Genomic DNA, 14,973 nt, shown 5'->3' with positions numbered 1-14,973 from the left:
GCGCCGATGCTCCCGCGCCCGGCCCTGTACCGCGACCGGTTTCCCGCCCCCCGCCGACGACCCGCGGCCCGGACATCCGAAAAGCGCTGGTGGGGAGGCGGGCCCGACTGCCATCCTCGTCCGCGGCCCGGACGGTCCGGGCCACCCGTCGACGACCTCGCCGGCCGGGACCTCGGCCCGCTGCGGCAGGCGGTCGAGCGGGCCGTCCCGCTGTCGGCCGGCGCGGCGAACCGGAAGGTCGTCGCGACCGCGCAGCCGCGGGTCACCGAGCTCGAGGCGCTGGCCGCGGACGCCGGGTTCGACCCGGACGCCCGGGCGGGCCGCTGGCGGCTGCAGCTCGGGACGCTCGGGTCCGGGAACCACTTCATCGAGGTGAGCCTGGACGAGCAGGACCGGGTGTGGGCCTTCCTGCACTCCGGCTCCCGGGGCGTCGGCAACAAGATCGCGCAGCGCCACATCGCGGTCGCCCGGCGGCTCATGGAGCGGTACTGGATCGACCTGCCCGACCGGGACCTCGCGTACCTCGTCGAGGGCACGGACGAGTTCTGGACCTACATCCGCGAGCTCCGGTGGGCGCAGCACTACGCGCTGCGGGGCCGGGACGAGATGATGGACCGGACGCTGCGGCAGCTCGGCGAGTTCCTCGGGACCGAGGTGGACGAGCTCGAGCGGGTCAACTGCCACCACAACTTCACCCAGCAGGAGACGCACTGGGGGAGGACGCTGTGGGTGACCCGCAAGGGCGCGATCGAGGCCCGGGAGGGCCAGGCCGGCCTCGTCCCGGGGTCGATGGGGACCCGGTCCTACGTCGTCGAGGGGCTCGGCAACGCGGTCTCCCTCTGCTCCGCGCCGCACGGTGCGGGGCGGATGTACTCGCGGTCGGCGGCCCGGAAGCGGTTCACGCACGACGAGCTGCGGGCCGCCATGGCCGGCATCGAGTACCGGGACACCGACGCGTTCCTGGACGAGATCCCGGCGGCCTACAAGGACATCGACCAGGTCATGGCCGACGCGGCCGACCTCGTCCGGGTCCGGCACACGCTCCGGCAGGTCGTCAACGTCAAGGGCGACTGACCCGCAGGCCCCGGCACGGCGACTCCCCGTGCCGGGGCCTGAGCCCTCGGGAGGCAACGGTTCGGTCACGAGGGAACCGGGCGGGACTACCCTGACGTCGGACCAGCGTTGTCCCGCCGAAACGGCCACGAACGGTGGCCGCCGCAGTCAGGAGGTCGCCGTGCTGGCAGCCCTCACCGGGATGGGCCTGTCCGCTGCAGCGGGCCTGAACGCCTACATCCCGTTCCTCGTCGTCGCGCTCATGGCGCGCTTCACCGACCTCGTCACGCTGCCCTCCGGCTACGAGTGGATGGCCGGCGACTGGGCCATCGGCATCGGCACGGTGCTGCTCCTCACCGAGGTCGTCCTCGACAAGGTGCCGGCCGTCGACACCCTCAACGACACGATCCAGACCTTCATCCGCCCGAGCATGGGCGGGCTGATCTTCGCCGCGACCACGGCCGCGTCCGAGATCGACAACAGCACGTGGATGGCCGAGCACCCCTGGGTGTCGGTCGTGCTCGGGATCATCGTCTCCGGGCTGGTGCACACCGGGAAGATGGCTGCCCGCCCCGTCGTCAACGGCGCGACGGTCGGCGCCGGTGGGCCGGTCGTCTCCACCGTGGAGGACGGCGCCTCGATCGGGCTGTCCTTGGTCGCCCTGCTCGCTCCGGTGTTCGTCGTCGTGGCCCTCGGGCTGCTCGCCTGGCTGCTCGTCTGGATGTCACTGCGCGTGCGCGACTGGCGCCGCGGACGACGGGAACGCGCCTACGCGAGCGGCTGACCGCGCCGCACCGGTCGTGCACGCGGCCTCGGCCTCAGCCGTCGAAGGCGACGATCTTGCCCTTGGGCGGCCACTTGAGTTCCTGGGGCTCGTCCCAATGGTCGAAGGTCAGCTCACCGACCCGAGGTTCGGTGGCCTTGACGACGTGCTCGGCCCTCGGGTCGTACCAGAGCTCGGAGCCGTTCCACAGCCGCGCGACCCAGATCTCCCGGTCGGCGTGGGTGCGAACCTTCACCGATGAGCCGAGCAGGTCCTTGGCCGACATCTGTTCCTCGCCGAAGAACTCCCCGATGACGAATGCCACCGACGCGTCCTCGAAATCTGATGCCTCATCCGGAGGTACCTTCACCCAGCGGCCTTTCAGCGCATCTGCTGCGTCCTCGTCCGCAGCCACGGCCCAGAAGTCCCAGTCCCCCTTCATCAGGACCGTCTCCTCGGCCTTGAGCATGGTCACGGCCCCCTGGTCGGTCCGAAGAACAATGCGGGAGGTCGTCCCGTCGATACTCCCCTCGAGATCGATGCCGATGTCTTCGAGATCCTCGTCCTCCGTCTCGAGCAGGACGCCCTCGATGTGCACCCATGAGGCGTCGAGTGAGGACTGCCGTGCCATGCCGTACAGCTCCTGGACGCTCGGCAGCGGGGTGCCGTCCGGGGCGGTCCCGTTCGACCCACCCATCAGGGCCCCGCATCCGGTGCTGCTCATGAGGAGCACCACTGCGAGAGCCGCGAGCAGGGCGTGCCGGACAGCGCGGGTCGGGCGTGGTCGGGTCATGGATCGGCTCCCCCCGGAAGACATCGGCGGCGCCCGTCGGACGCGGAAGAAGGCTAGCGGGCTACCGCCCACCGCCGCAGGCGCTTTGCCCGATCGACCTCGACCGGGTGGGTACGTGCCCCACTCACCCAGCCCTGGATGTCGAGGCGCGGCCGTGGTGGACCCGGCCGACGCCTACCCTGACGCCATGCGGCGACACCTCACCGAGACCTGGCTCGTCCTCGGCGTCTCGCTCGGGTCGTCGGCGGTCTACGCGCTGCTGAGGATCGTCGACCGCCTCACCCGCCGCGAGGCGCTGTCCCAGCAGACGGCGACGATGAACTCGTCCGTCACGCCGGACCGGCCGTGGCTCGACGTCACCTACCAGCTCGTCGGCATCGGGCTCGCGCTCGTCCCCGTCCTGCTCGCGCTCCACCTGCTGCGCCGGGACGACCCGGACGAGCCGCACACGATGGGCTTCGACCTGCGCCGACCGCTGCAGGACGTGCTCCGCGGCGCCGGCCTCGCGGCGCTCGTCGGCATCCCCGGGCTGGGGTTCTACCTCGCGGCCAAGGCGGCCGGGATCAACACGACGGTCGCGGCGGCGAACCTCGAGGGCGCCGCCTGGTTCACCGTCCCCGTCCTCGTCCTGGCCGCCGCGCAGAACGCTGTGCTGGAGGAGGTCGTCATGGTCGGCTACCTCTTCCGCCGCTGGGCCCAGGCCGGATGGACCCCGTGGCGGGTCATCGTCACGAGCGCGCTCATCCGAGGCAGCTACCACCTCTACCAGGGCTTCGGCGGCTTCATCGGCAACGCCGTCATGGGGCTGCTCTTCGGCTGGCTCTACACCCGGACCAAGCGGGTCATGCCGCTCGTCGTCGCCCACACGATCCTCGACGTCGTGGCGTTCGTCGGCTACGCCCTCGTCGAGCCGCACGTCTCCTGGCTCTGAAGCCCCGCCCAACCGCCCCGCACCCGGCACGGCCCTCTCGCCCACACGGCTGACCGCGGACGTCGGGGCACCCCTTCGCACCGGAACCTCCGGTCACACACCGCGAACTTCGGGGTGCGTGACCGGAGGTTCCGGCATCAGGCGAAAAAGATGCGGTCAGGCGCGGAGGGCGCTGCGCAGGTCCTTGTTGAGCGTCGAGATGACGTCCTGCGGGATGCCCTTCGGGCATGCCTGCGAGCACGCACCGACGTTCGTGCAGCCGCCGAAGCCCTCCTCGTCGTGCTGCTCGACCATCGACACGACCCGGGCCATCCGCTCGGGCTGGCCCTGGGGCAGCTCGGAGAGGTGGGTGACCTTGGCCCCCATGAAGAGCATCGCGGAGGCGTTCGGGCAGGCGGCGACGCACGCCCCGCAGCCGATGCACTCCGCGGCGACGAAGGCGCGGTCCGCGTTCGCCTTCGGGACCGGGGTCGCGTGCGCGTCCGGGGCGGCACCGGTGTTGACGGACACGTACCCTCCCGCCTGGATGATCCGGTCGAAGGACCCACGGTCGACGACGAGGTCCTTGATGACCGGGAAGGCGTCGGCCCGCCACGGCTCCACCGTGATGACGTCACCGTCGCTGAAGCTGCGCATGTGCAGCTGGCACGTCGTGGTCTTCTCCGGACCGTGTGCGTGCCCGGAGATCATCAGCCCGCACATGCCGCAGATCCCCTCGCGGCAGTCGGAGTCGAAGGCCACCGGCTCCTCGCCGGCCGCGTTGAGCTGCTCGTTGAGGACGTCGAGCATCTCGAGGAAGCTCATGTCCGGGCTGATGTCGGAGACCTTGTAGGTCTTGAGCTCGCCCCGGTGGCGAGGCCCGGCCTGACGCCAGATCTTCAGGGTGAGGTTCATGCGGTCGTCCTTCGGGTCGCGGACCCTCGCGGGGTCGACGGTCGGCTCGGGGCGCACGCCGTGCGCGGGCGCGCTCCGCGCGTCACTTGTAGCTCCGCTGCTTGAGCTCGATGGCTTCGTAGACGAGGTCCTCCTTGTGCAGGACCGGCTGCCCGACCTCGCCCGGCTCGCCCTCGTCGCCGCCGAACTCCCAGGCGGCGACGTAGAGGAACTCGTCGTCGTGGCGCAGCGCCTCGCCGTCCTCGGTCTGCGACTCGGCGCGGAAGTGGCCGCCGCAGGACTCGCGCCGGTGCAGGGCGTCGATGCACATGAGCTCGCCGAGCTCGAGAAAGTCGGCGACGCGGCCGGCCTTCTCGAGGCTCTGGTTGAGGGTGTCCGCGGCGCCGAGCACCCGCACGTTGCGCCAGAACTCCTCGCGCAGCCCGCGGATGAGGTCGATGGCCTTGAGCAGCCCCTCCTCGGAGCGCTCCATCCCGCAGTACTCCCACATGATGTTGCCGAGCTCGCGGTGGAAGGAGTCGACCGACCGCTCACCGTTGATCGCGAGCAGGCGCTCGGTGCGCTCCTCGACCGACCGCTGGGCGTCGGCGACGGCCGGGTCGTCCGGCTGCAGCGGCTCGAACGGCCCCTTCGCGAGGTAGTCGCGGATCGTGTTGGGCAGGACGAAGTAGCCGTCCGCGAGGCCCTGCATGAGCGCCGAGGCACCGAGCCGGTTCGCGCCGTGGTCGGAGAAGTTGGCCTCGCCCGTCACGAAGAGCCCGGGGATCGTCGACTGCAGGTCGTAGTCGACCCACAGCCCGCCCATGACGTAGTGCACGGCGGGGTAGATGCGCATCGGCATCTCGTACGGGTTCTCGCCCGTGATCCGCTCGTACATGTCGAAGAGGTTGCCGTACTTGGCCTCGACCGCCGCGCGACCCATCCGGGAGATGGCGTCGGTGAAGTCGAGGTAGACGCCGCGGCGGAAGTCGCCGACCAGCGGGCCGACGCCGCGGCCCTCGTCGCAGACGTTCTTCGCCTGCCGGGAGGCGATGTCGCGCGGGACGAGGTTGCCGAACGAGGGGTAGATCCGCTCGAGGTAGTAGTCGCGGTCCTCCTCCGGGATCTGGCGGGGGTCCTTGTCGCAGTCGTCGCGGTCCTTCGGCACCCAGATCCGGCCGTCGTTGCGCAGCGACTCGGACATCAGCGTGAGCTTCGACTGGTGCTCGCCGGACACCGGGATGCACGTGGGGTGGATCTGCGTGTAGCAGGGGTTGGCCATGTAGGCGCCCTTGCGGTGCGCCCGCCACGACGCGGTGACGTTGCTGCCCATCGCGTTGGTCGAGAGGAAGAAGACGTTGCCGTAACCGCCCGAGGCGAGGACGACGGCGTCCGCGGTGTGCGTCTCGATGTCCCCGGTGACGAGGTCACGGGCCACGATGCCGCGGGCCCGGCCGTCGGAGACGACGAGCTCGAGCATCTCGTGCCGGGTGAACTGCTGGACCGTGCCCGCCGCCACCTGCCGCTCGAGCGCCTGGTAGGCACCGATGAGGAGCTGCTGGCCGGTCTGGCCGCGGGCGTAGAAGGTGCGGGACACCTGGACGCCGCCGAAGGAGCGGTTGTCGAGCAGGCCGCCGTACTCGCGCGCGAACGGGACGCCCTGCGCGACGCACTGGTCGATGATGTTCGCGCTGACCTCGGCGAGCCGGTAGACGTTGGTCTCGCGGGAGCGGTAGTCACCGCCCTTGACGGTGTCGTAGAAGAGGCGGTGGACCGAGTCTCCGTCCTCCTTGTAGTTCTTCGCGGCGTTAATGCCGCCCTGGGCCGCGATGGAGTGCGCCCGGCGCGGGGTGTCCTGGAAGCAGAAGACCTTGACGTTGTAGCCGGCCTCGCCGAGGGTCGCGGCGGCCGAGCCCCCGGCGAGCCCGGTGCCGACGATGATGACGTCGAGCTTGCGGCGGTTGGCCGGGTTGACCAGCGCGGCGTCGAACTGCCGCTGCGTCCACTTGCCGGCGATCGGGCCCTCGGGGGCCTTGGTGTCGGCGAGGCCCTCGCCCTCGGTGTAGAGGCCGTGGGCGATGCCCGCGTTCACGGTGTCGTTCGTGGTGGTCATCGATGTCTGCCTCACGTGATCAGGCCGAAGAGGATGGACAGGGGCGGGATGAGGAAGCCGACGACGACGACGGCGGCGAGCGCGTGACCGACGACCTTCGCCCGGCGGTACGCGCCGGCGTCCCCCGTCAGGCCCAGGGTCTGCTGGGCGCTGAAGGTGCCGTGCGACAGGTGGAAGGCCAGGGCGACGAGCGCGAGCACGTAGATCAGCGTGTTCCACGGGACCTGGAAGCTCGCGACGACGAGCTCGTAGGGGTTCTGCGTGACGTCCGCACCCTGCTTGTCGCCGTTCACCGAGAACTTGAGGATGGTGAACTGCAGGAGGTGCCACACGACGAAGAGCAGGATGAAGGTGCCGCCCCAGCGCATCCACGCGGTCCGCGACGCGGTCTTCACCGCGGCGTACTTGGTGCGGCGGGCCGAGCCGGCCCGGCTCCACAGCGAGTAGGCCGCGTACGCGTGCCCCACGAGGCTGAGGACGAGGACCACACGGATGGCCCACAGCAGGCCGCCGTGCGGAAGCATCGGCTCGCCGATCGTCCGCAGGTGCTCGGCGTAGGTGTTGAAGGCCTCCTCGCCGGCGAGCAGCTTGAGGTTGCCGTACATGTGGAGCAGGACGTACCCGACGAACACGAGGCCGGTCCCCGCCATGAGGATCTTCAGGCCGATCGTGGTCCGTCGGGCCGCCGCGGGACGCGAGGAAGTCGTTGTGGCCACGAACCTGCACCCTAGTCCCCGGCTCCGACCGATTCGAGAGGTGTCGAGGCCTGCCGGGGTGTGACATTCCCCCGGTTACCGGGCGGTACTGGACGCGGCCCGCGGGTCATCCGTGCCGGGCCTCCAGCACGGCGTCGTAGAGGGACTTCTTCGACAGCCCGGTCGTCGCGGCGACCTCGCCGCACACGTCCTTGAGCCGCTCCCCCGCCGCGACGCGGTCGAGGACCTCGGGCACGGCGGCCTCGAGGCTCACCGCAGGGCCGACCGAGCCGCCCACGACGACGGTGACCTCGCCGCGTACGCCCTCGGCCGCCCACGGGACGAGCTCTGCGAGCGGACCGCGGCGGACCTCCTCGTAGGTCTTCGTGAGCTCGCGGCACACCGCGGCCGGACGCTCCGGGCCGAAGGCGCCCGCCATCGACGCGAGCGTGCGCTCGAGCCGGTGCGGTGCCTCGAAGAAGACCATCGTGCGCCGCTCGGGCGCCAGCGCGGCGAGGGCGCGCTCCCGCTCGCCGTCCTTGCGGGGAAGGAAGCCCTCGAAGCAGAAGCGGTCGACCGGCAGCCCGGACACGGCCAGGGCGGTGAGCACCGCCGACGGACCCGGCACGGCGGTGACCCTGACCCCTTCCTCCACCGCGGCGGCGACGAGCCGGTACCCGGGGTCGGAGACGGACGGCATGCCGGCGTCGGTGACGACGACGACCCGTGCGCCGGACCGGAGCTCGTCGACGAGGGTGTGCGAACGCCCGGACTCGTTGTGCTCGTGGAACGACACGACGCGGCCCCGTGGCGTCACCCCGAGGTCGGCGCACAGCCGGCGCAGCCGCCGGGTGTCCTCGGCGGCGACGACGTCCGCTCCCGCCAGCTCGTCGGCCAACCGGGGCGCGGCGTCCCGGGGGTCGCCGATCGGGGTGGCCGCGAGGACGAGGACACCGCTCATGCCGCGATCCTCGCACGCCTCCGAGGGCGTGCAGACGGCCCACCTACGATGGCCCGCGTGACCCGGACCGACGAGCTGCGATCCCGCCTGCTCGGGTACCGGCCCACCGACCGGCTCTGGGGGTGGCTCGGCCCCGGCCTCATCGCGCTCGTCGGTGGCGTGCTGCGGTTCTGGACCCTCGACCGGCCGCACGCCCTGGTGTTCGACGAGACGTACTACGTCAAGCAGGGCTACTCGATGATCCGATACGGCGTCGAGATGCAGGTGCTGGAGTCTCTCAAGGACCCGAACGCGGCGTTCGTCGACGGCAACCCGGAGATCTTCTCCGACACCGCGGGCGACCTCGTCGTCCATCCGCCGGTGGGCAAGTGGGTGATCGGCTTCGGCGAGTGGCTGTTCGGCGCCGACTCCGGATGGGGGTGGCGCTTCTCGGTGGCGCTGCTCGGCACGCTGTCCGTCCTCGTCGTGGGCCGCGTGGCCCGCCGGATGTTCGGCTCGACGATGCTCGGCTGCGTCGCGTCGTTCCTGCTCGCCTTCGAGGGCCTGCACTTCGTCATGTCGCGCACCGGGATCCTCGACATCATCGTCATGTTCTTCGCGCTCTGCGGGTTCGCGGCGCTGCTCGTCGACCGCGACCGCAGCCGCGAGGTGCTGGCGCAGAAGGTCGGCGCGCTCGGGCGCGGGGAGTGGCCTCGGGGAGCCGGGCCGTGGCTGGGCTGGCGGCCGTGGCGCTGGATGGCGGGCGTCTCGCTGGGGCTGTGCACCGGCACGAAGATCTCCGGGCTGTTCTTCCTCGCGGCGTTCGGGCTGATGACGGTGTGGTGGGACATGGGTGCCCGCCGGGCCGCCGGGGTGCGGCACTGGGCGCGGGGCACGCTGCTCACGGACGCCCCGTTCGCGGTCGTCCAGACCGTCGTCACCACCGCGGTCGTCTACACGCTGTCGTGGAGCGGCTGGTTCCTCACCTCGATCGGCTACCACCGGAACTGGGACCAGTACCACCCCGGCGAGGGTGTCCTGTGGCTGCCTCCGGTGCTGCGCAACTGGCTCAAGTACCACCAGGACCAGCTCGCCTTCAACACCACGCTCGCCGAGCCGCACCCGTACCAGTCGAACCCGTGGTCGTGGCTGGTCCAGTCGCGGCCGACCTCCTTCTACTACGAGGGGCCTACCCAGGGGGTGGACGGCTGCACCGTCGAGCAGTGCTCCTCGGCCGTCAACCCGGTCGGGACCGTCTCGGTGTGGTGGCTCGGCATCCTCGCGCTGCTCCTCGTCGCCTGGTGGTGGCTCGCCCGCCGCGACTGGCGCGCCGGTGCCATCGCCGCCGGGGTCGTCGGCGGGTACCTGCCGTGGTTCCTCTTCCAGGACCGCACGATCTACACGTTCTACGCCGTCGCGTTCGAGCCGTGGGTCGTCCTCGCGGTCACGTTCGTCATCGGCCTCTGGCTTGGCACGCGGGGCTCGGACCCCGTGCGCTGGCGCTTCCGGGTGCTCGTGGTCGGCGGCTACCTGGCGCTCACCCTCGCCCTGTTCGCGTTCTTCCACCCGATCTACGTGGCCGACACCATCCCGTACGAGCACTGGCACTGGCGGATGTGGTTCCCCAGCTGGATCTGACGTCGCCCACGGTCGTCGGTGCCTCCGCGTAGGTTCGGGGGATGCTCCTCCTCGGTGACGACCAGCGGGTCGTGCTCAGTGCCGGCGACCTGCGCCGGGCCGCCACGTGCGAGTTCGCCGTCGTCGCCGGGCTCGACGTCCTGCGCGGGCGACGGCCCCGTGCCGAGGTCGTCGACGACCCGGTGCACGCCCGCGTGGCCGAGCTGGGTGTCGCCCACGAGCAGGCCGAGCTCCGGCGGCTGACCACGGCCCACCCGGGGCAGGTCGTCCAGCTCGCCCGGCCCGGGTACACCCCGGACGCGCTCGCCGCGGCGATGGCCGAGACGGTGACGGCGACCTCGGGCGGGGCACGGGTCGTCTACCAGGCCACGGTGTTCGACGGCGGGTTCGTGGGTCACGTCGACTTCCTCGAGCACACTTTGCACGGCTGGGTCGTCAGCGACACCAAGCTCGCCCGCTCCGAGGACGTCGCCGCGCTCCTGCAGGTCGGCGCCTACGCCTCCGTGCTCGCCGACGCCGGGGTCCCGGTCGCGCCCGTCGCACGGCTGGTGCTGGGCGACGGCGAGGTCGTCGACCGACCCCTCGAGGAGGTCGTCGCGGTCTACGCGCGGCGCCGGGCACATCTGGAGTCCGTGCTCGCCGAGCACGACGCCGACCGCACGGCGGCGGTGTGGGGCGACCCGCGTTGGCTGGCGTGCGGGCGGTGCGAGGTGTGCGAGCCGGAGGTCAAGGCCGCACGCGACCTGCTGCTCGTCGCCGGGATGCGCGGGCCCACCCGCGCGCGGCTGCTCGAGGCGGGCGTCACGACCATCGACGACCTCGCGGCACGTACGGCGCCCGTGCCGGACGTCCGGCCGGCCACACTCGAGCGGCTCGCCGCCCAGGCGCGGCTGCAGCTGGTCCAGGACGCCGACCCCGGGGGCACGGTGTCCTACGAGCTCGTCGACACCGAGACGCTGCGGCGGATGCCACCGCCGAGCGACGGCGACCTCTTCTTCGACTTCGAGGGCGACCCCCTGTGGCACGAGCGCGGGTCCGGCGACTGGGGCCTGGAGTACCTGTTCGGCATGCTCGAGGTCGACTCCGGGTCTCCGCGGTTCCGCGCCTTCTGGGCGCACGACCGGGCCCAGGAGCGGCAGGCCCTCGTCGACTTCGTCGAGCACGTCCGGGCACGGCGACGGCGCTGGCCCGGGCTGCACATCTACCACTACGCCCCGTACGAGACCTCGGCGCTGCTGCGCCTCGCGGCCCGGCACGGGGTCTGCGAGGACGACGTCGACCAGCTGCTCCGCGACGAGGTCTTCGTCGACCTCTACGCCGTCGTGCGGTCGGCGCTGCGGGTGTCCCAGCGCTCGTACTCGATCAAGAAGCTCGAGCCCCTGTACATGGACGCCCGCGAGGAGGAGGTGCAGGGCGGCGCCGAGAGCATCGTGGCCTACCACGAGTACGAGCAGGCCGTCGTCGACGGTCGGGCCGACACCGCCGACGCCCGGTTGGGGGACATCGCCGCGTACAACGAGAAGGACTGCCGGTCCACGCTGCTCCTGCGCGACTGGCTCCTGGCCCGCCGCCGCGAGGAGTGGGGTGACGAGCCGACGCCCCCGCCGCCGGAGCCCGTGGAGCCCGAGCTCGGCGAGCGCCGGCTCGCCGCACTCGCCCTCGAGGCCGCGGTCCGCTCGGAGGTCGACTCCGTCCCGGTGGCCGACCGGACGCCCGAGGAGCAGGCGGTCGCGCTCGTCGGTTCCTCGGTGCTGTTCCACGCCCGCGAGGACAAGCCCGCGTGGCAGGAGCACTTCGAGCGGCTGCGGCTCCCGGTCGGCGAGTGGCGGCCGGCCGACGGCGTGTTCGTCGTCGACCGCGTCGAGGTCGTCGACGACTGGCACCTGCCGCCCCGGGCCCGGAAGCCGAGGCGCCGGCTGCGGCTGCACGGCGAGCCGGCCCGCAACGTCGCGCTCCCCGCGGGCGCGAAGGTCGCGGCCGTCTACGCGGTGCCCGCGCCGGACGGCATGGAGGCCGACCCCCTGCACGCCCACGCGAAGAACCCGGCGACGGTCACCGTCCTGGACGCCGAGGACACCGTCACCGACAGCGGCTGGGTCCGCCAGGTGCTCGACGTCGAGGAGCTCCAGCCCGGAGCCGCGGCCTTCGACATGGGCCCGGTCGCGCTCGTCCCGGACGACCATGTCCGTACCGACAATCTCGACGACGCGCTCGCCGAGATCGCGGAGCAGGTGCTCGCCACGGGCCGAGTCCCCGAGTCGGCCGGTGGTGACCTGCTCCTCCGGCACACCCCACGGCTGCGCGGTGGTGAGACGCTGCCCGTACCCGGCGGGCCGCGGGGCTACGTCGACGCCATCACCGAGGCGCTGCGCGCCATGGACGACTCCTACCTCGCGGTGCAGGGCCCGCCCGGCACGGGCAAGACCTACGTCGGGGCGCACGTCGTCGCCCGGCTCGTGGACGAGGGATGGGCGGTCGGCGTCACGGCGCAGAGCCACGCCGCCGTCGAGAACGTCCTGTCGACGCTCGTCGCGTCCGCCGGCGCGCCGGCCGGGCAGGTGGGCAAGGCGGGTGCCCGCACGCCCGACGCCGCGTGGACCGCGCTGGCCAAGGCCGACGAGCTCGCGGGCTTCGCGGCCGAGCACCGCGCCGCCGGCCGGGGCTACGTCATCGGCGGCACGGCGTGGGACCTCACGAACCCGCGCCGGGTCGAGCGCGGACAGCTCGACCTCCTCGTCGTCGACGAGGCCGGCCAGCTCTCCCTCGCCAAGACGCTCGCGGTGTCGGTGGCGGCGCGACGGCTGCTGCTGCTCGGTGACCCCCAGCAGCTGCCGGGGGTCACCACCGGGGTGCACGCCGAGCCGGTCGACCGGGCTGCCCTGGTCTGGCTCGCGGACGACGCCCCGGTCCTGCCGCCCGCGCTGGGCTACTTCCTCGCGACGACCTGGCGGATGCACCCGGCACTCACCGAGGTCGTGTCCGACCTCGCCTACGCGGGTCGGCTGGAGTCCCACGCGCAGGTCACGGCCGCGCGCACGCTGGGCGGCGTCGACCCCGGGCTGCACGTCCGGCTCGTCGACCACCTGGACAACTCGACACACTCCCCCGAGGAGGCCGCCGAGGTCGTCCGGCTCGTGCGCGACCTGCTCGGCCGCACCTGGGAGGACCCGTCCGAGACCGACACCTCGGGGCGCCCTGTCGGGCCGCGTGTGCTCACCGAGCGCGACGTCGTCGTCATCACGCCGTACAACCACCAGGTCTCGACGATCCAGCGGGCACTGCTCGACGCCGGCCTCGTCGAGCTGGCCGACCGGGTCGGCACGGTCGACCGGTTCCAGGGGCAGGAGGCGCCCGTCGCGATCCTGTCGATGGCCGCGTCGTCGCACACCGACGTCTCCCGCGGGATGGGGTTCCTGCTCGACCGCCACCGGCTCAACGTCGCCATCTCCCGTGCCCAGTACGCCACGTACCTCGTGCGGTCCCGGGTGCTCACCGATTTCGCCCCACGCAGCGCCGACGAGCTCGTGGCGCTCGGGGCCTTCCTACGCCTCGGCGAGCCGGACTCGCCCCCCGGTATCCGGCACCCGGGTGGTCGGCCGCGGCCGGTCGGACAGCCCCGCCCGCACCCCGTCGGGGACACGGGCTGAGGCGCCGCCATCGTCCGTTCGGCCGATAGGGCCGCCATTCCCGGGTGGAGGCTCCCGTGGCCCCGACATCCTGGCCGCTCAGTCATCTCGACCCGGAGGTCCTCGATGTCAGTGCGACGTTTCGGCGCTGCGCTCACCGCCGCGGCCGTCGTCGTGCTCGGGGGCGGGGTCGCCGCGGTCGCTGCCGCCGGGTCCGCCCCGGCCACCTTCGTCGAGGACGACGCGACCGAGACGCCCGACGCCACGCCGTCGGCCGACGACCCGGACGCCCACGACCAGGACGACGAGAGCCCGGAGGACGACGCCTCCGAGGAGTCCGAGAACGAGACCCCCGACGAGTCCGACGAGTCCGACGAGTCCGACGAGTCCGACGAGCACGGTGCCGGCGAGGACCGCACGGGCGGGGTCGGCCCGGACGCCGACGGACCGGCGCACCACGGCCTGTGCACCGCCTGGTCGCACGTGCAGCATTCCTCGGGGCACGCCGCCGAGAGGTCCACGGCCTTCCGCAACGTCCAGGGGGCCGACTGCTCGGACGTCGACGGCAAGGACGGGACCGCTGCGGACGACGAGGTGGGCGACGAGATCGGCAGTCCCGCCCCGAAGCACTTCGCGAAGGCGGGGAAGAAGGCCGGCGAGCGCCCGGCGAAGGCGGAGAAGAGGGCCGCGAAGAAGGCCGACAAGGCCACGCGCCGGGAGAACACGAAGGGGGCCGGGGCGACGAAGCCCGGTCGGTCCACCCAGAAGGCGACGCCGCGAGCCGGGTCCGGCCGCGGTCGGCACTGACGAGGGCGCCTCACGGCGTCCGACACCACGTCCCCCCGGAGGATGCGTCCGGGTGTAGGGACGCGTCCCGGCCGGACAGTGAGCCGTCCGGCCGGGACGTCAGTGCCCGGGGCCTACTGGCCCGTGCGTCCGTCGATGCACTCGCGCAGCAGGTCGGCATGGCCGACGTGGCGCGCATACTCCTCGATCATGTGGACGAGGACGTCGCGGACCGGCAGCTCCTCGTCACGCCGTGTGACGGTCGCGCCGAGGTCGCCCTCGGGCAGGGTGTCCAGCCAGGCGTCCGCCGCGTCGACCTGATGCTGCCACGTCGCGAACGAGTCATCGACGACGGCCTGCTCGGCGACCGCGCTCGTGAACTCGACGTCCCGGTCGGCCGGGTCGCTGTAGACGGGGTCGACGGTCCGCCCCTGCAGCACGCGCTGGAACCAGTACTGCTCGACGACGGCCATGTGCCGGACCAGGCCGAGCAGGCTGAGCGCGCTCGGCGGCACCGACCGCCGCGCCAGCTGCTCGGCGTCGAGCCCGTCGCACTTGAGCCGGAGCGTCATCCGGTAGTGGGTCAGGTACTGCCGCAACGTCGCGAGCTCACCCTCGGGTGAGCCGATCGGTCGGGGGTCGTCGTCGGGGTCCATCCAGCGGTCGGTCACGGTCCGTCAGCCAACCGGAACGACGCCCCCGGGGCAAGGGGGCACACGCACCTCGTGCGCCGAGGTTCACCCGACCTCCCGCCCGGACCAC

Annotated in this window: 12 protein-coding genes; 6 read left to right on the top strand and 6 right to left on the bottom strand. The window is 72.3% G+C overall.

Going from position 1 to position 14,973, the window contains the following annotated elements; genetic code table 11:
* The first annotated feature begins 6 nt into the window (after positions 1–6).
* The gene (locus tag JQN72_RS00250) at positions 7–1,074 is read left to right on the top strand and encodes an RtcB family protein (protein ID WP_239099888.1); all 1,068 of its coding nucleotides are present in this window, start codon (positions 7–9) and stop codon (positions 1,072–1,074) included.
* Positions 1,075–1,234: 160 nt separating this feature from the next.
* Positions 1,235–1,837: a DUF4126 domain-containing protein gene (locus tag JQN72_RS00245; RefSeq protein ID WP_204133143.1), complete on the top strand. Its 603-nt coding sequence runs from the start codon at positions 1,235–1,237 to the stop codon at positions 1,835–1,837.
* A 34-nt stretch (positions 1,838–1,871) separates the two neighbouring features.
* Here JQN72_RS00245 and JQN72_RS00240 read toward each other — a convergent pair whose 3' ends face one another.
* Positions 1,872–2,447, bottom strand: a complete 576-nt coding sequence (locus JQN72_RS00240) for a hypothetical protein (RefSeq protein WP_204133142.1) — start codon at positions 2,445–2,447, stop codon at positions 1,872–1,874.
* Positions 2,448–2,796: 349 nt separating this feature from the next.
* Here JQN72_RS00240 and JQN72_RS00235 point away from each other — a divergent pair, with 349 nt between their 5' ends.
* The gene (locus JQN72_RS00235) at positions 2,797–3,540 is read left to right on the top strand and encodes a CPBP family intramembrane glutamic endopeptidase (protein WP_239099887.1); all 744 of its coding nucleotides are present in this window, start codon (positions 2,797–2,799) and stop codon (positions 3,538–3,540) included.
* A gap of 156 nt (positions 3,541–3,696) precedes the next feature.
* On the opposite strand, the gene JQN72_RS00230 is transcribed toward JQN72_RS00235, so the two are convergent.
* The 4 genes from JQN72_RS00230 to rsmI form a co-directional block, all read right to left on the bottom strand.
* Positions 3,697–4,434: a succinate dehydrogenase/fumarate reductase iron-sulfur subunit gene (locus JQN72_RS00230; protein WP_204133140.1), complete on the bottom strand. Its 738-nt coding sequence runs from the start codon at positions 4,432–4,434 to the stop codon at positions 3,697–3,699.
* Between the two features lie 82 nt (positions 4,435–4,516).
* Entirely contained in the window at positions 4,517–6,526 is a 2,010-nt protein-coding gene (locus JQN72_RS00225; RefSeq protein WP_204133139.1) for a fumarate reductase/succinate dehydrogenase flavoprotein subunit, read from the bottom strand.
* Positions 6,527–6,537: 11 nt separating this feature from the next.
* Entirely contained in the window at positions 6,538–7,242 is a 705-nt protein-coding gene (locus JQN72_RS00220) for a succinate dehydrogenase cytochrome b subunit (protein WP_204133138.1), read from the bottom strand.
* A 106-nt stretch (positions 7,243–7,348) separates the two neighbouring features.
* Complete coding sequence (rsmI, locus tag JQN72_RS00215; protein ID WP_239099886.1) at positions 7,349–8,182, bottom strand: 16S rRNA (cytidine(1402)-2'-O)-methyltransferase; 834 nt, start codon at positions 8,180–8,182, stop codon at positions 7,349–7,351.
* A 48-nt stretch (positions 8,183–8,230) separates the two neighbouring features.
* Here rsmI and JQN72_RS00210 point away from each other — a divergent pair, with 48 nt between their 5' ends.
* The 3 genes from JQN72_RS00210 to JQN72_RS00200 all read left to right on the top strand — a co-directional run bounded on the left by JQN72_RS00210 (position 8,231) and on the right by JQN72_RS00200 (position 14,232).
* Positions 8,231–9,799, top strand: coding sequence for a dolichyl-phosphate-mannose--protein mannosyltransferase (locus tag JQN72_RS00210; RefSeq protein ID WP_239099885.1), 1,569 nt, complete (start codon positions 8,231–8,233; stop codon positions 9,797–9,799).
* A 41-nt stretch (positions 9,800–9,840) separates the two neighbouring features.
* Positions 9,841–13,446, top strand: a complete 3,606-nt coding sequence (locus tag JQN72_RS00205) for a bifunctional RecB family nuclease/DEAD/DEAH box helicase (protein ID WP_204133135.1) — start codon at positions 9,841–9,843, stop codon at positions 13,444–13,446.
* 105 nt (positions 13,447–13,551) lie between these two features.
* On the top strand, positions 13,552–14,232 hold the full coding sequence (locus JQN72_RS00200) for a hypothetical protein (RefSeq protein ID WP_204133134.1): 681 nt from the start codon (positions 13,552–13,554) through the stop codon (positions 14,230–14,232).
* A gap of 113 nt (positions 14,233–14,345) precedes the next feature.
* On the opposite strand, the gene JQN72_RS00195 is transcribed toward JQN72_RS00200, so the two are convergent.
* Entirely contained in the window at positions 14,346–14,882 is a 537-nt protein-coding gene (locus JQN72_RS00195) for a DinB family protein (RefSeq protein ID WP_307812304.1), read from the bottom strand.
* Positions 14,883–14,973: the final 91 nt, after the last annotated feature.

This window comes from Phycicoccus sp. CSK15P-2 (assembly GCF_016888005.1).
Taxonomy (GTDB): Bacteria; Actinomycetota; Actinomycetes; order Actinomycetales; family Dermatophilaceae; genus Phycicoccus.
Note: the sequence above shows the minus strand (reverse complement) of the source record. Positions and strands in the feature narration are given on the sequence as shown.

What these genes read in the sequence shown, in the direction of transcription:
- JQN72_RS00250 (WP_239099888.1), top strand. Translation starts at nt 7, where the DNA reads ATGCTCCCGCGCCCGGCCCTGTACCGCGACCGGTTTCCCGCCCCCCGC.
- JQN72_RS00240 (WP_204133142.1), bottom strand. Translation starts at nt 2,447, where the DNA reads ATGGCACGGCAGTCCTCACTCGACGCCTCATGGGTGCACATCGAGGGC.
- JQN72_RS00235 (WP_239099887.1), top strand. Translation starts at nt 2,797, where the DNA reads ATGCGGCGACACCTCACCGAGACCTGGCTCGTCCTCGGCGTCTCGCTC.
- JQN72_RS00230 (WP_204133140.1), bottom strand. Translation starts at nt 4,434, where the DNA reads ATGAACCTCACCCTGAAGATCTGGCGTCAGGCCGGGCCTCGCCACCGG.
- JQN72_RS00225 (WP_204133139.1), bottom strand. Translation starts at nt 6,526, where the DNA reads ATGACCACCACGAACGACACCGTGAACGCGGGCATCGCCCACGGCCTC.
- rsmI (WP_239099886.1), bottom strand. Translation starts at nt 8,182, where the DNA reads ATGAGCGGTGTCCTCGTCCTCGCGGCCACCCCGATCGGCGACCCCCGG.
- JQN72_RS00210 (WP_239099885.1), top strand. Translation starts at nt 8,231, where the DNA reads ATGGCCCGCGTGACCCGGACCGACGAGCTGCGATCCCGCCTGCTCGGG.
- JQN72_RS00205 (WP_204133135.1), top strand. Translation starts at nt 9,841, where the DNA reads ATGCTCCTCCTCGGTGACGACCAGCGGGTCGTGCTCAGTGCCGGCGAC.
- JQN72_RS00200 (WP_204133134.1), top strand. Translation starts at nt 13,552, where the DNA reads ATGTCAGTGCGACGTTTCGGCGCTGCGCTCACCGCCGCGGCCGTCGTC.